This window comes from Streptomyces sp. NPDC058308 (genome assembly GCF_042880275.1).
GTDB lineage: Bacteria > Actinomycetota > Actinomycetes > Streptomycetales > Streptomycetaceae > Streptomyces.
Window position 1 is genome coordinate 61,207 of record NZ_JBHVZA010000028.1, and the last position, 17,006, is coordinate 78,212.

Consider the following 17,006-nt stretch of genomic DNA (forward strand, 5'->3'; position numbering starts at 1 on the left):
TCTGGTTCGCCGCCGGCCGGTCGGTCAGCCGGTCAGTCGGCGGCAGTGGCGGGCACCGGGACTTCGACAGTCCCTCCGGGCCCGCGGTCATTCACGACGCGCTCTCCGCCCGCGTCGCGCGGCTCCGCGTCCAGCCGCTGTTCCCTCAGCTCCTCGATGGCCGCCTCGAAGTCCTCGAGCGAGTCGAAGGCCCGGTACACGGACGCGAAGCGCAGGTAGGCGACGAGGTCGAGCTCCTGCAGCGGACCCAGTATGGCAAGGCCCACGTCGTGAGTCGTCAGCTCGGCACTTCCGGTGGCGCGCACCGCTTCCTCGACCCGCTGGCCGAGCAGAGCGAGCGCGTCCTCGGTCACCGGGCGCCCTTGGCACGCCTTACGGACACCATTGATGACCTTGGTACGGCTGAAGGGCTCGGTCACGCCGCTGCGCTTGACCACCATCAGTGAACACGTCTCCACCGTCGTGAAACGGCGGGAGCAGTCGGGGCACTGGCGGCGTCGACGGATCGACGTGCCGTCATCGGTGGTCCGGCTGTCGACTACGCGACTGTCGGGGTGCCTGCAGAAGGGGCAGTGCATGGAACTCCCAACCCTCCTTCACGGCACGACTCATAAGCCTCAACGAACCCTGGGGGCCCTCGAAGCAGCCCCAAGCATAGGCGATCCCCGAGCCCCTGAAAGACCAGGGACCACAACTTCTGGGCTGCTGTCGCAATCCAACCACTAGATCTGGGGTCTGGCCGCTTTTTCGGCGCTGCGCGTGTCGCGCCGTCCCAGGCCCGAGCGGGCAGCCACAGCTGTCACTCACGCCGCGTGGGATAGGGGGCCGGTGCCGGGCCGAAGGGGCGCCGGGTGGCAGTATGGGGGCTCACCGAGGAGCTCTCGGCCCCGGCGGTGAAGCGTACCGTAATGAACCGAATTGCCGTTCGGCCCCGGCGCTAGCCATACACCCAAACACATGATCACGGTAGGTAATCTCCGGTTTTTCACTCGAACGTGTGTTTGGCGCAACCTTTCGAAAGCAACTACCGTTGGCTAGCTAGGGAGAGAACATCTCGAGAGGGGCCGACCGACGTGACCACCACCGCAGACAGCGCCAGCATCACTGCCCACGACCGTTCGCAGAGCCGACTCGAGCCGGTGCATGCCATGAATGACGCAGCCACGAACCAGGAGGGGCCCACGCCCACCCGCTCCCTGCCGGGCCGACCTCCAGGCATCCGCGCCGACAGCTCGGGACTCACCGACCGGCAACGCCGGGTGATCGAGGTCATCAGGGACTCCGTGCAGCGACGCGGCTACCCGCCGTCGATGCGGGAGATCGGTCAGGCCGTCGGCCTGTCCAGCACCTCCTCCGTCGCCCATCAGCTGATGGCTCTGGAGCGCAAGGGCTTCCTCCGCCGCGACCCGCACCGCCCGCGCGCCTACGAGGTGCGGGGTTCGGACCAGCCGAGCAGCCAGCCGACCGACACCACGGGCAAGCCCGCCGCCTCCTACGTCCCGCTCGTGGGCCGTATCGCGGCCGGTGGCCCGATCCTCGCGGAGGAGTCGGTGGAGGACGTCTTCCCTCTCCCCCGGCAGCTCGTGGGCGACGGCGAGCTCTTCGTCCTGAAGGTCGTCGGCGACTCGATGATCGAGGCCGCGATCTGTGACGGCGACTGGGTGACGGTGCGCCGTCAGCCGGTCGCTGAGAACGGCGACATCGTGGCCGCCATGCTGGACGGCGAAGCCACGGTCAAGCGCTTCAAACGCGAGGACGGCCACGTCTGGCTCCTCCCGCACAACTCCGCGTACCAGCCGATCCCCGGCGACGAGGCGACGATCCTCGGCAAGGTCGTGGCGGTGCTGCGGCGAGTGTGAGGCTCAGCCCCTGACCGGGCCCCGGGACCAACTGCGCCGGTTCCGGGGCCCTGCTGTGTCCGGCCCCCTGCGCCCCCGCAGAACCCGGGCCGGGCTCCCGCAGAGCCCACCCCGAAGCCAGCTTCAGGCACACGCCGAAGCCAGCCTCAGGCAGGACCTATGACAGGTCCTGGCCCTCGTCGGCAGCCTTCGCCGCGGCATCGATCGCGGCCAGCGAGCGGCGCGCCTGATTGCGGTCCGTCGTGTACCAGAAGTCGGGCAGCGAAGCCCGCAGATAGCTGCCGTAGCGCGCCGTGGCCAGGCGGGGGTCCAGGACGGCAACCACACCGCGGTCCCCTGACGCCCGTACGAGACGCCCCGCGCCCTGCGCCATCAGCAGGGCCGCATGGGTCGCCGCGACGGCCATGAAGCCGTTGCCTCCGGCCTCGTCCACCGCCTTCTGGCGGGCGCTCATCAGCGGATCGTCGGGCCGCGGGAACGGGATCTTGTCCATGACCACCAGCTGGCAGCTGGTGCCCGGCACATCGACGCCCTGCCAGAGCGAGAGCGTCCCGAAGAGGCACGTCCGCGAGTCCGCCGCGAAGCCCTTGATCAGCTCGCCCAGGGTCTCCTCGCCCTGCAGCAGGATCGGCACGTCCAGCCGCTCCCGCAGCTCCTCCGCCGCGCCCTGAGCGGCGCGCATGGAGGAGAACAGGCCGAGCGTGCGACCGCCGGCCGCCTCGATCAGCTCGGCAAGCTCATCGAGCATGTCGCCGCGGGTGCCCCCGCGTCCCGGACGGGCCAGGTGCTTGGCGACGTACAGGATGCCCTGCTTGCCGTAGTCGAACGGCGAGCCGACATCGAGGCCCTTCCAGACCGGGGCGTCCTCCGACTCAGTGCCTTCCGGAGCCAGGCCGAGCGAGGCACCCACTCCATTGAAGTCACCGCCGAGCTTGAGGGTCGCGGAGGTGAGGACCACCGAGCGGTCGGAGAAGAGCTTCTCCCTGAGGAGTCCCGACACGGACATGGGGGCCACCCGCAGGGAGGCTCCGAAGCGCTCATGCCGCTCGTACCAGACGACGTCCCACTCGGAACCGTTCGTGATGCGCTCCGCCACGTCGTGGATCGACTCCACGGAGGCGAGCGCCTGCTTACGGACCGCGTCCTCGTCCTGGACCGACTTGTCCCGGGTCGAGCCGAGCGCCGAGATGACCGTGCGGGCGGCGTCGCGCAGGGCCATCAGCGCGTACCCGAGGTCCTCGGGGATCTCTTCCAGACGGCCCGGCAGGGCCAGCTCCATCAGCCGCTCGAAGCCTTCCGACGCGGTCTGGAGCTCGTCCGCCGCCTTTTCGTTGACGAGCTTGGCCACCCGGCGCACGGCTCGGCTCACCTGCCCCGGGGTGAGCTCGCCCGTGGCCACGCCGGTGACGCGGGACACCAGCTCGTGCGCCTCGTCCACGATCAGCACCTCGTGCTGGGGCAGGACGGGCGCGCCCTCGATGGCGTCGATGGCGAGCAGCGCGTGGTTCGTGACGACGACGTCGGAGAGCTTGGCGCGCTCGCGGGCCGCCTCGGCGAAGCATTCCGCCCCATACGCGCACTTCGTAGCGCCCAGGCACTCCCTGGAGGAGACGGATACCTGGGACCAGGCACGGTCCGACACACCCGGGGTGAGGTCGTCGCGGTCGCCGGTCTCGGTCTCGTCCGCCCAGTCCCGCATCCGCAGGAGGTCCTGGCCCAGCTTGCTCGTCGGAGCGGCCGCCTCGAACTGGTCGAAGAGCCCCTCCTCCTCGTCCTGCGGCATGCCCTCATGGAGCCGGTGCAGGCACAGGTAGTTCGAGCGGCCCTTGAGCATCGCGAACTGGGGGCGGCGGCGCAGCAGCGGATGCAGCGCGTCCACCGTGCGCGGCAGGTCCCGCTCCACGAGCTGGCGCTGCAGGGCGAGGGTGGCCGTCGCGATCACCACACGCTCTCCGTGTGCGAGCGCGGGCACCAGATAGCCGAGGGATTTGCCCGTGCCGGTGCCGGCCTGGACCAGCAGGTGGGAGCCGTCGTCGATCGCCTCGGCGACGGTCTCGGCCATGGACACCTGGCCAGGGCGCTCGGTGCCGCCGACAGCGGTGACGGCGGCGTGCAGGAGCTCGGGGAGGGAGGGCTTCGTCATAGCGCGACCACCCTACGGTGCCCCACTGACAATCCCGCGATCAAGGCTGATGGAGGGGGTTGGGAACGGTCCCGTGCACAGCCGCGTGCGGACGCTGGGGGCGGTCACGGTAGCCGTCGAGATGGAGGCGGTTCCGGTTGAGGCACAGCCGCTCGATACGGGGCGTGAGCAGGTCGAACATCTCGTACCGCTCCTTCAGCTCCGGGGTGTGTGCCTGGTAGCGCAGGATCTCGGCACGCACCGCCGACCAGAAGTCGGTCTCGGTGACATGCAGTTGTTCCTCGCACAGCGGCGCGAGATAGCGGAAGACGCCTACGAAGAGACCCGCGTGGATGAACTGCGTGAGGAAGCCGGGGGGCTCGGTGAGGAGCACCTCGCGTACGGCCTCGGGCATGGAGTTCTGCTCGGGCAGTGGCACAGAGCTCACATTGACGTCGTCGACGAAGTCCTTCACCGCGAGCCGGACGGGCACGTCCTCGTCGTCGAAGACCACGATCGTGTTCTCGCCGTGCGGGGAGAACACCGTGCCGTAGCGGTACAGGAAGTGCAGCAGGGGAGGCAGCAGGGCGGTGAAGAGCCGGCGCAGCCATACCTCGGGGGCCAGCCCCGAGCGCTCCACGAGTTCCGCGACGAGGGCGCGGCCGTCGGGGTCGGTGTGCGTGAGCGAGGCGAGGGTGCGGGCGCGTTCGCCGGGCGCGAGGTACTGGCCGAGCGGCTCACGCCAGATCGCGCCGAGCAGTTCCCTGTACTGATACGGGACTTCGGGGAGCCCGTCGTACACCGGGTGCTCGACAGCCACCGACGCCACTTCGCCGAGCAGGATCACTCCGCACTCGTTGCGCAGGAAGGGGTCGGCATCGCGCAAGGCGTGCATCCATGCCGTGACCGCGGGGGCGGCGATGGTGCGTCCCGTCGGGAGGCCGCGCCACACAAGGGTGTTGAGGACCGACAGGGGGAGCTTGACGGTGTGCCGGTCGGGGCGGGAGACGTTGAGGAAGGTGCGGATGGACTGCTGAGGAAGGCGCAGGTCGCCGTCGCTGCAGAGCGGAACGATGGCATCCGCGGCGACGGAGGGCGCGAAGAGCGGCAGCACGATCTCGTCCCATTGCCAGGGGTGCACGGGGAGATAGAGGTACTCACGCGGGTCCAGGCCGCGGGCCCGGAGTAATGCCGCGAATGATTCCTGGGTCTCGGCGGCGAGCTCGCGGGCGTAGAGCTGCTGGGCGGTGCCAAGCCCCGCGACGCCTCGGTACACGGCGAGGCTGGTGTGGACGGCGATCCACGGGAGCGAAGTGGAACGGCGGGCTTCGGGCGCCCATCGGTCGGTGTCGCCCGCGGAGAAGCCGATGCGTCCTTTGTTCAGGACGATCCAGGGGTGGCCGGTCTGGTGCCCTTCGAGCTCCGCGTAGCCGAGGTCGGCGAGGCGGGCGGAGCTCACCGCCGTGTGGTCGATCCGGGTGTCGGCGCTCAGCGTGACGGTGAGCTCGCGGATGAGGTGGCCGAGCGTGGCGCCGTCCAGGCCCAGGGTCTTCCGGGCCAGGACGAGGAAACGGAGGGGGTCGCTGAAGGGGGCGGCCGGGCCATCGCCCTCGGTGAGGGCCAGCCCGGTCGGGTCCACGTACCAGCTGCCGTACGAGCCTCGGCGGGCGCGGAAGGTGAGACAGGCGTCCTTTTGCCCGGCCGAGGCGGTGGCTCCGTCCGGCTCAGCCTGTTCGAGGCGGAGCCGGTAGGTGCCCGGCGCCTCGCCTGCCGCCGGTTCCGGCTGGATGACCTCCTCGTACGCGAACTCTCCGATCATCTTGGCCAGCAGGCGGCAGCCGCCCTCCCGCCATCTGCGTCGGGTCAGCTCGGGCGGGTCGTGGAGCTCGGCGGTGGGGAGGGGGATCTGGCCTGCGGACGGATTCGGCACGGGGACTCCTCAGTGAGGGAACCGGATCGGGTCGAGCGGAGTTACTAAGAGTGACGGGGTCAGAGCACGGCGCGCAGGGCCCGGTCACGGACCATGAGAGCCGCCCGCTTGTCGGGCAGATCCACTTCGGCGGAGAAGCGGAAGCCAGCGCTCAGGAATGCGGATACGGAGGGGGTGTTGCGCAGGTCGGGTTCTGCTACGACGCGTGCGCAGGCGGGCCGGTGGTCGAGCACCAGGTCGGCGACGGCCCTCAGCAACGAAGTGCCGAGGCCATGGCCACGGTTGGCGACGCCACCGATCAGGAGGTGGATTCCGGTGTCGTGCGGGCGAGAGGGGTAGTGGCGGGCCAGGGGGTCGAGGTCCGCGCGGTAGATCTCCCAGTAGCTCATCGGCGTGCCTTCCAGCACGCCCAGGCAGGGGACGCTGCGTCCGTCTCCGTCGAGCTGGAGGCGCAGATGGGTCTCCGCGACGCCTTCGGGCCCGGCCAGTTCCCAGAAGGCCGCCACGGCCGGGTCGTTCATCCAGCGGCTGATGAGCGGGAGGTCGCGTTCCAGCCGCACGGGTACGAGTTGGAAGACACCGGCGTCGGTGGTGGCGGGCCCCCAGCCTCCGACACCGTCCAAGAGATCGTCGGCCGCCTCGGCTGCTCTCCGGTCGCCGTCGGCCAGCAGGGCGACGAGCTCGTCGGGCAGGCGCAGGTCGAGGGTGTCCGCACAGTCGGCGCCGTCGGCGGCGGGTTCGGTCCCGGCCTCGGTGCTCGCATCGGTGGGAGTCACGGCGTCGCTCCTGTCAGGAAAGAGGGGTCATGTTCCTCAGGAATGAAGGGGGTTGGAGATGGTGACGTAGACGGACTGGGTGTCGACCGGACCGACGAGTTCGTCGAGACCATGCAGCCGCGTCAGCAGATTGGCCTTGCACCGCAGCTCGGGAGAGTCGAGCAGAAGGGCGGGCAGTGGGGTGCGCAGCCTGTCCCGCCCCGTCGCGACATCGCCCAGGAAGCGACGGAAGGCGGCCAGCAGCAGCCGTTCGTCCGCGAGCCGTTCGGCGCCGAGGGCTCCGATGAGGCCGAGGACGTTGTTGATGCCGAGGTAGTAGGCGAAGCGCTCGTCCGTCACCTCGTCGGAGACGAATGTGTCGCTGTCGCGGCCGATGCCGGGAAGGCGCCGTTCGAGTTCGGCGCGGCGGGATGCACGGAAGTAGTAGCCCTGGTTGTCGCGGTAGCGGCCGCCGACCGGCCAGCCTTCCGGGTCGAGCACGAGGAGCGTGTTCTGCTGGTGCGCTTCGAGGGCGACACCTGCCTCGCTGTCGAGCCAGAGCACGGGTCGTACGACGGTTTCGAGGTAGCGCAGGAACCACTCGGTCGCGACAGCGCCTCGCGGACGCCCTGTTCGGCCGGCGAGCCGGGTGACGATCTCACCGAGCCGGGAGCGCATCGTGTGGCGCTCCTTGCAGGCGGGCAGTGCTGATGGCCGGGGCGAGACGAGTCCGGCGACGCACGTGGCGTCGTCGCCGGCACCGAAGGGGTTGTGCCGGATCATGACGTCGAGCCCGGGGACGGGCGTGCCGTCGGGGCCCGTGACGGCGAGCCAGGCGGGGTCGCGGACCACGTCGAAGCAGGGGTGGACCGACTGCCACTCTTCGGCGAGACCGCTGCGCAGCAGCCGGTGGACCTCGACGCCGCGGTGGAGTTCTTTGCGGAGGTTCTCCCGACGGGAGTTGGTGATGCGCAGGCCGAGCGAGAGCTTCAGCATGGCGGTCGCGCCGGAGCGGTAGAGGGTGCGTACGGAGGAGGTGGGGTGCCAGGGAGTGCCGTGGGGTCCGAGGTCCTGGAGGAGCCCGGCATCGAGCAGGTCGGCGGTCGCGGTGCGGTGCCGGAGTTCGCGGATCTGCCATGGGTGCGCGGGAAGGGCGGCGCGGCCGTCCGGCAGTGGCAGGTCCGGGCCCGCGAGGCGGGCGGTGAGCTGCTCGGCGGGGACGGTGCGTCCGCGTTCGGTCCAGGCCGAGTCGGAGGCGAGTACGGAGCGGTCGACGGCCAGCCAGTGCAGCGCGAAGGCGCCGCGCAACTCCGGCGAGTAGAGGCGGGATTCGGCGTTGGACAGACCCTCGCGACTCTTGGGGGTCGGGTGCAGGGGGTGGCCGAGGAGCAGGGACTGTTCGGCGGCGAGGAAGCGGTCCGGCTCGTCGTCGGGCCGGGTGCGGCGGTCGGCGATGAACTCGGCCGTGCGCCGTACCGAGTCGGCGACCCGGCCGACCAGGTCGGCGCCGTCTACGGGATCAGCTTCTTCAGCCGTATAGCTGGCGCCGGTTGAGGCAGTTGAGAAGGTTGAGGCAGCTGCGGCAGTTTCATCGCTTGCTTCAGTCGCGTCAGTGGCACCACCCGGGCTGACCGAGGCGTCTGGCTCTCCCCCCATCGGCTCTCCCTGATCAGCAGGGTCGGCCGGGCCGGTCGGATCCGACGGCGCCGGACCCGTGGCGCGGCGGGCGGTCTCCCGGCTGAGCAGGGCGGCGACGGTGACGGCGTCCACGGGCGGGGCGCTCGCCGGGCCGTCCTCCAGGTAGGGAAGGCTGAAGCGGTGCCAGCCGGTGGCCGACCAGTAGTGGACGGGGACGAGCAGGGCCGTTCCACTGGCCTGGAGGGGGATGCGCAGGACTCCGCGCTCCGGTGCGGGGAGGTTGTTCTCCCTGACCCAGCAGCGCAGGAGGTTCTCGACGGCGGCGGCCTGCGCGGCGGTGTGCGGGTCGGGGTGTTCCAGCAGGTCGGTGAAGGTGCCGCGCAGGCGCTCGGCCTCCTGGCCGCCAACCTTCTGCCGGGGGACCGTACCGGACTCCGCCACCAGTGAGGTGTGCTCGCCGCACGCGTCCGGGGCGTGGGGGTGGGGGCGGCCTTCGGATGCGGGGGTGGCGTTCAAGAGGACTTCCTTGTGAGGTTGTTCGGGGCTCCGTGTGTCGACAGGTCCGGCGCACGCTCTGGGTTCATGTCCGTCGGGAGCGGCCGGGGTCCGCCTTGGCTATCCGTCATGGGCACGCGCCGCGGTGGCCAGCGCGTCGGCCAGGCGGTCGAGGACCGCGGCGGCCTGTTCGTCGGTGATGGTGAGCGGAGGGAGGAGTCGTACGACGCTGGAGTGGCGGCCGCCGAGTTCGACGATCAGGCCCCTGCGCAGGCACTCGCGCTGGACCGCCGAGGCGAGTTCGGGTGCCGGTGGACGGGGCTGTGCGGTGACAGGGAGGTCGTCCGACGACGTGGCGAGGGGGTCGGGCGGCATTCCGGTGAGCGTGGTGGCCTTCGGGTGCGCCGGGGCGGCCTCCGGGTGCGCCGGGGTGATCGGTGAACCCACCGGGTCCTGCTCCGCCTCCGAAGCAGGGTCCACCAGCTCCACTCCGATCATCAATCCCCTGCCGCGGACTTCGCCGATGCAGGGGTGGTCGGCGGCCAGTGAGCGCAGTTGGGCGAGCATGCGGGAGCCGAGGGTGGCGGCGCGTTCGGCGAGGCCGTTCTCACGGACGTACGCGAGGGTGGCCGCGCCCGCGGCCATGGCGAGTTGGTTGCCGCGGAAGGTGCCCGCGTGCGCGCCGGGGGGCCAGACGTCGAGGTCGTCGCGGTAGACCACGACGGCCAGGGGAAGGCTGCCGCCGATCGCCTTCGAGAGCACCATCACGTCCGGGACGACACCACTGTGCTCTACGGCCCAGAAGGCGCCGGTGCGGCCGACGCCCGTCTGGACCTCGTCCGCGATGAGCGGGATACCGCGTGTGGCGGTGATCTCACGCATCCTGCGCAGCCAGGCGTCGGGGGCCGGGAAGACCCCGCCCTCGCCCTGCACCGGTTCGAGGATCATGCCGGCCGGTGCCGGTACGCCCGACTTGGTGTCGTCCAGGAGGCTCTCGGTCCACCGGGCGGACAGCTCGGCGCCCCGCGCGCCGCCGAGGCCGAAGGGGCACCGGTAGTCCTGCGGGTAGGGCAGGCGCGCGACCCGTACGTCGCGTGCGCCGCCGGACACTGCGAGCGCCCCGGCCGTCATCCCGTGGTAGGCGCCGGTGAACGCGAGTACGCCGTCGCGGCCGGTGGCCGAGCGGACCAGTTTCAGCGCGGCCTCCACCGCGTCCGTCCCGGCGGGGCCGCAGAACTGGATCCGTGCGCGGTCCGCCAGAGCGCGCGGCAGCGTGTGGAACAGCTCGGTGGTGAAGGCGTCCTTGACGGGCGTGGCCAGGTCGAGGACGTGTAGCGGCGCCCCGGAGTCGAGGACCTTCCTGATCGCTTCGAGCACCACGGGGTGGTTGTGGCCGAGGGCGAGGGTCCCCGCACCCGAGAGGCAGTCGAGGTAACGGCTTCCGTCGGCGCCTTCGATCGTCAGGCCGCGCGCCCGGACCGGCACGATCGGCAGGGCTCGCGCGTAGGTGCGCGCCGCCGATTCACGAGCCGCCTGGCGTCGCAGGATCCCTTCGTGAGCCGCGGAGTCGGCCATGGTGCGCGGCGCCGAGGGAGCCGCCGCATCGGCATCGGTCGCCACCGCCCCCTTTGATGCGGCGGGCTGCCGTGGCGGCTCCGGTGCGGGCTGCGACGGGGGCTTCGGCACGGAACGTTGTGCGGACACTGCCGCGGGCGCAGGCTCGGTCACGGCCACGACTGCTGGTCCTCCCGCTGTGGGACGAGCGCGTCCGTCCGGTGCGGCTCCGGAGAGCTCCATGTGGCCGGTCGCGCGGGCGAGTTGGGCAGGGGGTGAACGCAGGACGCGACTCCCCCGTACGTACCAACGACGAGGGCGCCGGAGGATCACGGGTCAACGGAAGATCCTTGCCGTGACGGAACCGTTGCCCTTCCGTCGGCCGTCCCCAACGGCACCGGCATAGTGTGGGGGCCGTTCATCAGCGACAGGCGCACCGCTCCCCCGAGCAAATCGGAGCAAATCCAGCGAAGGGGTGCCGCACCGGTGGCGACGGGTGCCCGGTACCCGGATGTCCAGCACTTTGGAACGATTTCGAGGCCCAGGGGGATTCTCACCATGCGACCCATACGTCCGCTCTTCACCGTTCGCAATAAGAGGAGCGCGCGCACCAGAACGTCCCCCGTGGCGGCCGCTGTCGCGCTCGGCGCGGCTCTCGTACTGACCGCCACGGCCTGCGGTCCCAGCGAGGACAACGCCGGCGGGGACTCGTCCTCGGCACAGCCCGGCGACAGCAACGGCGGCGACAAGTTCAAGATCCCGGACGACCTCAAGGACAAGCTCAAGGACCACGGGTTCGACCTGGACGACTGGAAGAACGGCGCCTGGAAGAACTGGGACAAGGACGACTGGCTGCGCGAGGCGGGCGACTTCGTCAACCCGGTCATCAAGGACCTCTGGGACCCGGAGCGGATGCGGGACACGGACAAGAACCCCGACCGGAGCGTCGACGACAATGACATCTCCGGCGATCAGGGCGTCACCGACCCGACCCCCAAGCCCGTCGAGGCGGCAGCCGCGAAGGCGCCGTACCACGGCCAGGCTCCCGCCTCGGGCAAGCTGTTCTTCGACAGCCCCGAGGGTTCGATGGTCTGCTCCGCCACCGTCGTGAAGGACCCGGCTCACCCCGGCAAGTCCAACATGGTGTGGACCGCGGGCCACTGTGTGCACGCCGGCGCCAAGGGCGGCTGGTACCGCAACATGGTCTTCGTCCCGTCGTACAACGACAGCGGCAAGTCGACCGCGGAGCTGCGGAACGCCCCCAAGGAAGAAGTCGCTCCGTACGGTGTCTGGTGGGGTGACTGGGCGCAGACCTCCGACCAGTGGATCGAGCAGGGCGGCCCGACGGGCGGCAAGGGCGCCCCGTACGACTTCGCGGTCATGCACGTGAAGCCCGAGAAGGGCAGCGAGGGCAAGTCGCTGGAGGAGACCGTCGGTTCGGCGCTCCCGGTGGACTTCAACGCCCCGTCCGTGCCGCAGATCAAGGACATGACGGCGACCGGCTACCCGGCCGCTCCGCCCTTCGACGGCCAGAAGCTGTTCCAGTGCGCCGACAAGCCGGGCCGTCTCTCGCTCAGCAAGCCGGACCCGACGATGTACCGCATCGGCTGCACCATGACCGGCGGTTCGTCCGGCGGCGGATGGGTCGCCCAGGGCCAGGACGGCAAGCCCTCCCTGGTCTCGAACACCTCCATCGGTCCGGTGTCGGCGGGCTGGCTGGCCGGTCCGCGCTTCGGCAAGGAGGCCAAGGGGATCTACAGCGCGGTCAGCAAGAAGTTCGCCGGGCAGTAGTTCGCCGGGCAGGAGAGCGTTTCAGGCGGCGGGCGCCGTAAACCTTCACGACCCCGCCGCCGTTCGTCCTCAACCTCACGGGCATAGTGGGGTGTTGTGTCAACGCGGGGTTTCCACGGTTCTTCCCGCGTCGATACGTGACACGTACATGGCAAATACACGTTCCAACGGGGGTCCAAGCACCATGCGTTCCACTCGTGCGCCTTTCGCGCGCAGCCGCGGACGGCGGGTCGCACTCGCCGCCACCGGCCTCGCAGCGACCCTGGCGCTCACCGCCACGGCCTGCGGCCCTAGCGACGACAAGGCGAGCGACACGTCGGACAGCAGCGCGTCCCAGGGTTCCGACGGCTCCAGCTCCGGTTCCGATGCCAAGCTGCCCGGCGGCCTTGCCGACAAGCTCAAGGAGAAGGGCATCGACCTGGACGACTGGAAGGGCGGCGCCTGGAAGAACTGGGACAAGGACGACTGGGTTCGCGAGGCCAAGGACTTCGCCAACCCGGTCATCGCGGGGCTCTGGAAGCCCGAGCGGATGAAGAAGGCCAAGGACCCGAACAAGACGATCGCCGCGAAGGACGCGAGCGCCGGTCAGGGCGCGAGTGACCCCGAGCCGACGCCCGTCCGGGCCAAGCCGGAGGTGACGCCGTACCACGAGCACGCCGCCCCGGTCGGCAAGATCTTCTTCGACTCTCCCGAGGGGTCGATGGTCTGCTCCGGCACCGTCGTGAAGGATCCGCGCAACCCCGGCAAGTCCAACCTCGTGTGGACGGCGGGCCACTGCGTGCACGCCGGTAAGAACGGCGGCTGGTACCGCAACATCGCGTTCGTCCCGTCCTACAACGACCTGGGCAAGTCCGAGGCCCAGCTGCGCAACGCGACCCCGCAGGAGATCGCCCCCTACGGCCAGTACTGGGCGGACTGGGTCTCGACCTCCAACGAGTGGATCAACGGAGGCGGTCCGACGGGCGGCTCGGGTGCGACGTACGACTACGCCGTCATGCACGTGAAGCCGGAGCAGGGGGGCAAGTCCCTGGAGGAGACCGTCGGCAACGCGCTCGACGTCGACTTCTCGGCCCCGTCCGCGCAGACCGTGAGCTCGATGGGCGCCTGGGGCTACCCCGCCGCCCCGCCGTACAACGGCCTGATGATGCACCGGTGCGTCGACAAGCCGGGCCGTCTCTCGCTGTCGCCGTCCCTGCCGACGATGTACCGCATCGGCTGCACCATGACCGGTGGTTCCTCCGGTGGTGGCTGGTTCCGCGTGGCGGGCGGCAAGACGAAGCTCGTGTCGAACACCTCGATCGGCCCCGCCGAGAACACCTGGCTGGCCGGACCGCAGCTGGGCCGGGGCGCCCGGCAGGTCTACGACATGATGAGCAAGAAGTACGGCTCGCAGTAGTCCACGAGTACGTACGACGACGACACGGCGAAGGCCCGCCCCCTGATTCCGCAGGAAAGGGGGCGGGCCTTCGCCGTGTGCTGGGCGGACTGCCGGGTGAGGCGCCGCGGCTCAGCGCGTGGCCGACAGGCTCAGCGCGTCGCCGACAGGCTCAGTGCGCCGCCGACAGGCTCAGTGCGCCGCCGGCACGTACGGAGCGAGCTCCGCCGCGAGTTCCTCGTGCACCTGCGCCTTCAGCAGGGTGCCCTCGGCCGTGTGCTCTTCGGAGAGCACCTCGCCCTCGGCGTGCGCCCGCGAGATGAGCTGACCGTGCGTGTACGGAATGAGGGCCTCGATCTCGACCTCCGGCCGCGGCAGTTCGGTGTCGATGAGCCCGAGCAGCTCGTCGATACCGGCGCCGCTGCGCGCGGAGACCGCGATCGCGTGCTTCTCGTTGCGCAGGAGGCGCTGGAGAACCAGCGGGTCCGCCGCGTCCGCCTTGTTGATCACCACGATCTCGGGGACGTCGGTGGCGCCCACATCGCGGATCACCTCGCGCACGGCGGCCAACTGCTCCTCCGGCACCGGGTGCGAACCGTCGACCACGTGCAGGATCAGGTCGGAGTCGCCGACCTCCTCCATGGTGGAACGGAACGCCTCGACGAGGTGGTGCGGCAAGTGCCGCACGAACCCGACGGTGTCGGCCAGGGTGTAGACCCGGCCGCTCGGCGTCTCGGCCCGGCGCACGGTGGGATCAAGGGTGGCGAACAGTGAGTTCTCCACCAGGACGCCCGCGCCCGTGAGGCGGTTGAGCAGGGAGGACTTGCCCGCGTTCGTGTACCCGGCGATCGCGACCGAGGGCACCTTGTTGCGCCGGCGCTCCTGCCGCTTGATGTCGCGGCCCGTCTTCATCTCCGCGATCTCCCGGCGCATCTTCGCCATCTTCTCGCGGATCCGTCGCCGGTCCGTCTCGATCTTGGTCTCACCGGGACCACGGGTGGCCATGCCGCCACCGCCGCCGCCACCCATCTGACGGGAGAGCGACTGACCCCAGCCGCGGAGCCTCGGCAGCATGTACTGCATCTGCGCGAGGGCTACCTGCGCCTTGCCCTCTCGGGACTTGGCGTGCTGAGCGAAGATGTCGAGGATCAGGGCGGTCCTGTCGACCACCTTGACCTTGACGACGTCTTCGAGGTGGATCAGCTGGCCGGGGCTCAGCTCACCGTCGCAGACGACGGTGTCGGCACCGGTCTCGAGCACGATGTCGCGCAGCTCCAGGGCCTTGCCGGAGCCGATGTACGTCGCCGGGTCGGGCTTGTCGCGGCGCTGGACGAGGCCGTCGAGCACGAGCGCGCCCGCCGTCTCGGCGAGGGCGGCCAGCTCGGCGAGGGAGTTCTCCGCATCCTGGACCGTGCCCGAAGTCCACACGCCGACGAGCACCACACGCTCCAGGCGGAGCTGTCGGTACTCGACTTCGGTGACGTCCTCGAGCTCGGTGGAGAGTCCCGCGACGCGGCGCAGGGCCGCCCGCTCGGAGCGGTCGAACTGGTCGCCGTCCCGGTCTCCGTCGATCTCGTGGCTCCAGGCGACGTCCTCTTCCATCAGGGCATCGGCCCGAAGACCTTCGGGGTAGTTCTGCGCGAAGCTCTGTGCATCCTGGGAAGGGGAAGAAGAGGAGGTCATTGGGTCCTTACGTCGATACGTCGATGGAATGAGCGACGGATGCGGGATCCATCACAGTCGACAACGCCCGAGGTCGTCAGGAGATTCCCGGAGCCCGCCGGATCCGGCCCTGAGATGTCCCCGAGGGGATGTCCCGGACGGACCGCGCCGTCGACCTGAAGATGGTTGCACGACACGGCCCGTCTCGTCATCCGGGTTATTTCGCGGGCTTCCAGTCCGGATGCCCCGGCATCGGCGGCGTCTTCTCCCCGTAGAGCCAGCCGTCGAAGAATCCGCCCAGGTCGCGCCCTGCGGCCAGGGAGGCGAGCCGCACGAAGTCGGCGGTCGAGACGTTGCCGTCGCGGTGCAGACGGACCCACTCCCGCTCCACGCGGTCGAAGGCTTCCTGCCCGATCTCCTGGCGCAGGGCGTAGAGCACCAGCGCACTGCCGTCGTAGACGATGGGACGGAAGATGCTGATCTTCTTCCCCGGGGCGGGGGCCTTCGGCTTGGCGGGGGGCCCGCCGGTCGCGCGCCAGCCGTCCGACTGCTGGTAGGCGGCCCGCATGCGGGCGGTCAGCGACTTCTGCGCCTTCTCCTCGGCGAAGAGTGCCTCGTACCAGGTGGCGTGGCCCTCGTTGAGCCACAGGTCCGACCAGTTCCGCGGGCTGACGCTGTTGCCGAACCACTGGTGCGCGAGCTCGTGCACCATGATCGCTTCGACGTACCACTCCGGGATCCCGGAGCGAGTGAAGAGCTCTCTCTCGAAGAGAGAGAGCGTCTGCGTCTCCAGTTCGAAGCCGGTCCGTGCGTGGGCGATCAGGACGCCGTAGACCTCGAAGGGATAGCGGCCGACCTTCTTCTCCATCCAGTCGATCTGCCCGGGGGTCTTCTTCAGCCAGCGCTCCAGGACCTTGCGGTCCTTGGTGGGCACCACGTCCCTTACCGGGAGGCCGTGCGGACCCTCCCGGTGCAGCACGGTGGAGCGGCCGATCGACACCTGGGCCAGCTCGGTCGCCATCGGGTGGTGGGTGCGGTACACCCTGGTGGTGGCACTGCCCTGCCGGCTCGCGGCCACCGGAAGGCCGTTGGCGACGGCGGTGACCCCTTCCGGGGTGGTGATCCGGAACGTGAACCCTGCCTTGTCCGCGGGGTGGTCGTTGCACGGAAAGACCAGGTGGGCGGCGTCGGCCTGGTTGGCCATGGCGAGGCCGTCGCCGGTGCGCAGCCAGCCGCCTTCGCCTCTCTTCGTAGGCATGGGGTCGCTGGTGTGCCGGACGGTGATCTGCAGCAGGTCGTCGGGGCCGACCGGCACGGACGGCGTGACGACCAGGTCCTCGCCGCTGCTCTCGAAGCGTGCGCGCTCACCGTTCACGTCGACGGAGCGCACTTTGCCGTGTGCGAAGTCGAGATTGATGTGATCCAGGAGTGCGGTCGTCCGGGCGTCGATCTTGGTGACGGCTTCCAACGGCTTGCTGTTGTCGCCGCGGTAGGTGAAGCCGATGTCGTACGAGGCCACGTCGTACCCGGGGTTGCCCAGGTGGGGGAAGAGCGGGTCGCCGATGCCGAGCGGCGCGACCGGTGACGGCGCGCTCGCCGCGACGAGGGCGGCGGAGGCGGTCGCCGCGAGCAGTGCGGCGGCGATGCGAGGGGTGCGGAGGGCCTTCGGCCGGGAGGCCGTGGTCCGGGGGGTGAGCAGCATGAACTACCGCTATCAGCGTGCGTCTTCCCGCACGTGACGACGCGCGAGGAGGCACCCGAACGAGTCGCCGCCGGACTCACTCGACGGAGCGGGGTGTGTGTCCAGGTGCGAGGTGCGAGGGGG

The 17,006-nt window shown here is 70.2% G+C and carries 11 protein-coding genes; 3 read left to right on the forward strand and 8 right to left on the reverse strand.

Annotated elements, in window-relative coordinates:
- Positions 1-32 precede the first annotated feature (32 nt).
- Entirely contained in the window at positions 33-578 is a 546-nt protein-coding gene (gene nrdR, locus ACFVYL_RS30540; protein WP_389721631.1) for a transcriptional regulator NrdR, read from the reverse strand.
- 495 nt (positions 579-1,073) lie between these two features.
- Here nrdR and lexA point away from each other — a divergent pair, with 495 nt between their 5' ends.
- On the forward strand, positions 1,074-1,859 hold the full coding sequence (gene lexA / locus ACFVYL_RS30545) for a transcriptional repressor LexA (protein WP_361730695.1): 786 nt from the start codon (positions 1,074-1,076) through the stop codon (positions 1,857-1,859).
- 157 nt (positions 1,860-2,016) lie between these two features.
- Here the strand turns inward: lexA and ACFVYL_RS30550 are convergent, their stop codons facing one another.
- The 5 genes from ACFVYL_RS30550 to ACFVYL_RS30570 form a co-directional block, all read right to left on the reverse strand.
- On the reverse strand, positions 2,017-4,002 hold the full coding sequence (locus ACFVYL_RS30550) for an ATP-dependent DNA helicase (protein ID WP_389721633.1): 1,986 nt from the start codon (positions 4,000-4,002) through the stop codon (positions 2,017-2,019).
- Positions 4,003-4,042: 40 nt separating this feature from the next.
- Positions 4,043-5,911, reverse strand: a complete 1,869-nt coding sequence (locus ACFVYL_RS30555; protein ID WP_389721635.1) for an IucA/IucC family protein — start codon at positions 5,909-5,911, stop codon at positions 4,043-4,045.
- A 59-nt stretch (positions 5,912-5,970) separates the two neighbouring features.
- Positions 5,971-6,687: a GNAT family N-acetyltransferase gene (locus tag ACFVYL_RS30560; RefSeq protein ID WP_389721637.1), complete on the reverse strand. Its 717-nt coding sequence runs from the start codon at positions 6,685-6,687 to the stop codon at positions 5,971-5,973.
- Between the two features lie 36 nt (positions 6,688-6,723).
- Positions 6,724-8,820, reverse strand: coding sequence for an IucA/IucC family protein (locus ACFVYL_RS30565; RefSeq protein ID WP_389721639.1), 2,097 nt, complete (start codon positions 8,818-8,820; stop codon positions 6,724-6,726).
- A gap of 99 nt (positions 8,821-8,919) precedes the next feature.
- Positions 8,920-10,374, reverse strand: coding sequence for a diaminobutyrate--2-oxoglutarate transaminase family protein (locus tag ACFVYL_RS30570; RefSeq protein WP_389721680.1), 1,455 nt, complete (start codon positions 10,372-10,374; stop codon positions 8,920-8,922).
- Positions 10,375-10,911: 537 nt separating this feature from the next.
- Between ACFVYL_RS30570 and ACFVYL_RS30575 the strand changes: the two genes are divergently transcribed.
- Both ACFVYL_RS30575 and ACFVYL_RS30580 read left to right on the forward strand, forming a co-directional pair.
- Positions 10,912-12,144, forward strand: a complete 1,233-nt coding sequence (locus tag ACFVYL_RS30575) for a trypsin-like serine peptidase (RefSeq protein ID WP_389721641.1) — start codon at positions 10,912-10,914, stop codon at positions 12,142-12,144.
- A 184-nt stretch (positions 12,145-12,328) separates the two neighbouring features.
- Positions 12,329-13,540 carry a trypsin-like serine peptidase gene (locus tag ACFVYL_RS30580; RefSeq protein WP_389721643.1) on the forward strand — a complete coding sequence of 404 codons (1,212 nt, stop codon included), beginning with the start codon at positions 12,329-12,331 and terminating at the stop codon, positions 13,538-13,540.
- A gap of 171 nt (positions 13,541-13,711) precedes the next feature.
- Here ACFVYL_RS30580 and hflX read toward each other — a convergent pair whose 3' ends face one another.
- Together hflX and ACFVYL_RS30590 are read right to left on the reverse strand one after the other, a co-directional pair.
- The gene (hflX, locus tag ACFVYL_RS30585; protein WP_389721644.1) at positions 13,712-15,202 is read right to left on the reverse strand and encodes a GTPase HflX; all 1,491 of its coding nucleotides are present in this window, start codon (positions 15,200-15,202) and stop codon (positions 13,712-13,714) included.
- Between the two features lie 196 nt (positions 15,203-15,398).
- Entirely contained in the window at positions 15,399-16,883 is a 1,485-nt protein-coding gene (locus ACFVYL_RS30590; RefSeq protein WP_389721646.1) for a M1 family metallopeptidase, read from the reverse strand.
- Between the last annotated feature and the right edge of the window lie 123 nt (positions 16,884-17,006).

Coding starts and splice junctions, on each gene's coding strand:
- nrdR (WP_389721631.1), bottom strand. CDS start 578: ATGCACTGCCCCTTCTGCAGGCACCCCGACAGTCGCGTAGTCGACAGC.
- ACFVYL_RS30550 (WP_389721633.1), bottom strand. CDS start 4,002: ATGACGAAGCCCTCCCTCCCCGAGCTCCTGCACGCCGCCGTCACCGCT.
- ACFVYL_RS30570 (WP_389721680.1), bottom strand. CDS start 10,374: ATGGCCGACTCCGCGGCTCACGAAGGGATCCTGCGACGCCAGGCGGCT.
- ACFVYL_RS30575 (WP_389721641.1), top strand. CDS start 10,912: ATGCGACCCATACGTCCGCTCTTCACCGTTCGCAATAAGAGGAGCGCG.
- ACFVYL_RS30580 (WP_389721643.1), top strand. CDS start 12,329: ATGCGTTCCACTCGTGCGCCTTTCGCGCGCAGCCGCGGACGGCGGGTC.
- hflX (WP_389721644.1), bottom strand. CDS start 15,202: ATGACCTCCTCTTCTTCCCCTTCCCAGGATGCACAGAGCTTCGCGCAG.
- ACFVYL_RS30590 (WP_389721646.1), bottom strand. CDS start 16,883: ATGCTGCTCACCCCCCGGACCACGGCCTCCCGGCCGAAGGCCCTCCGC.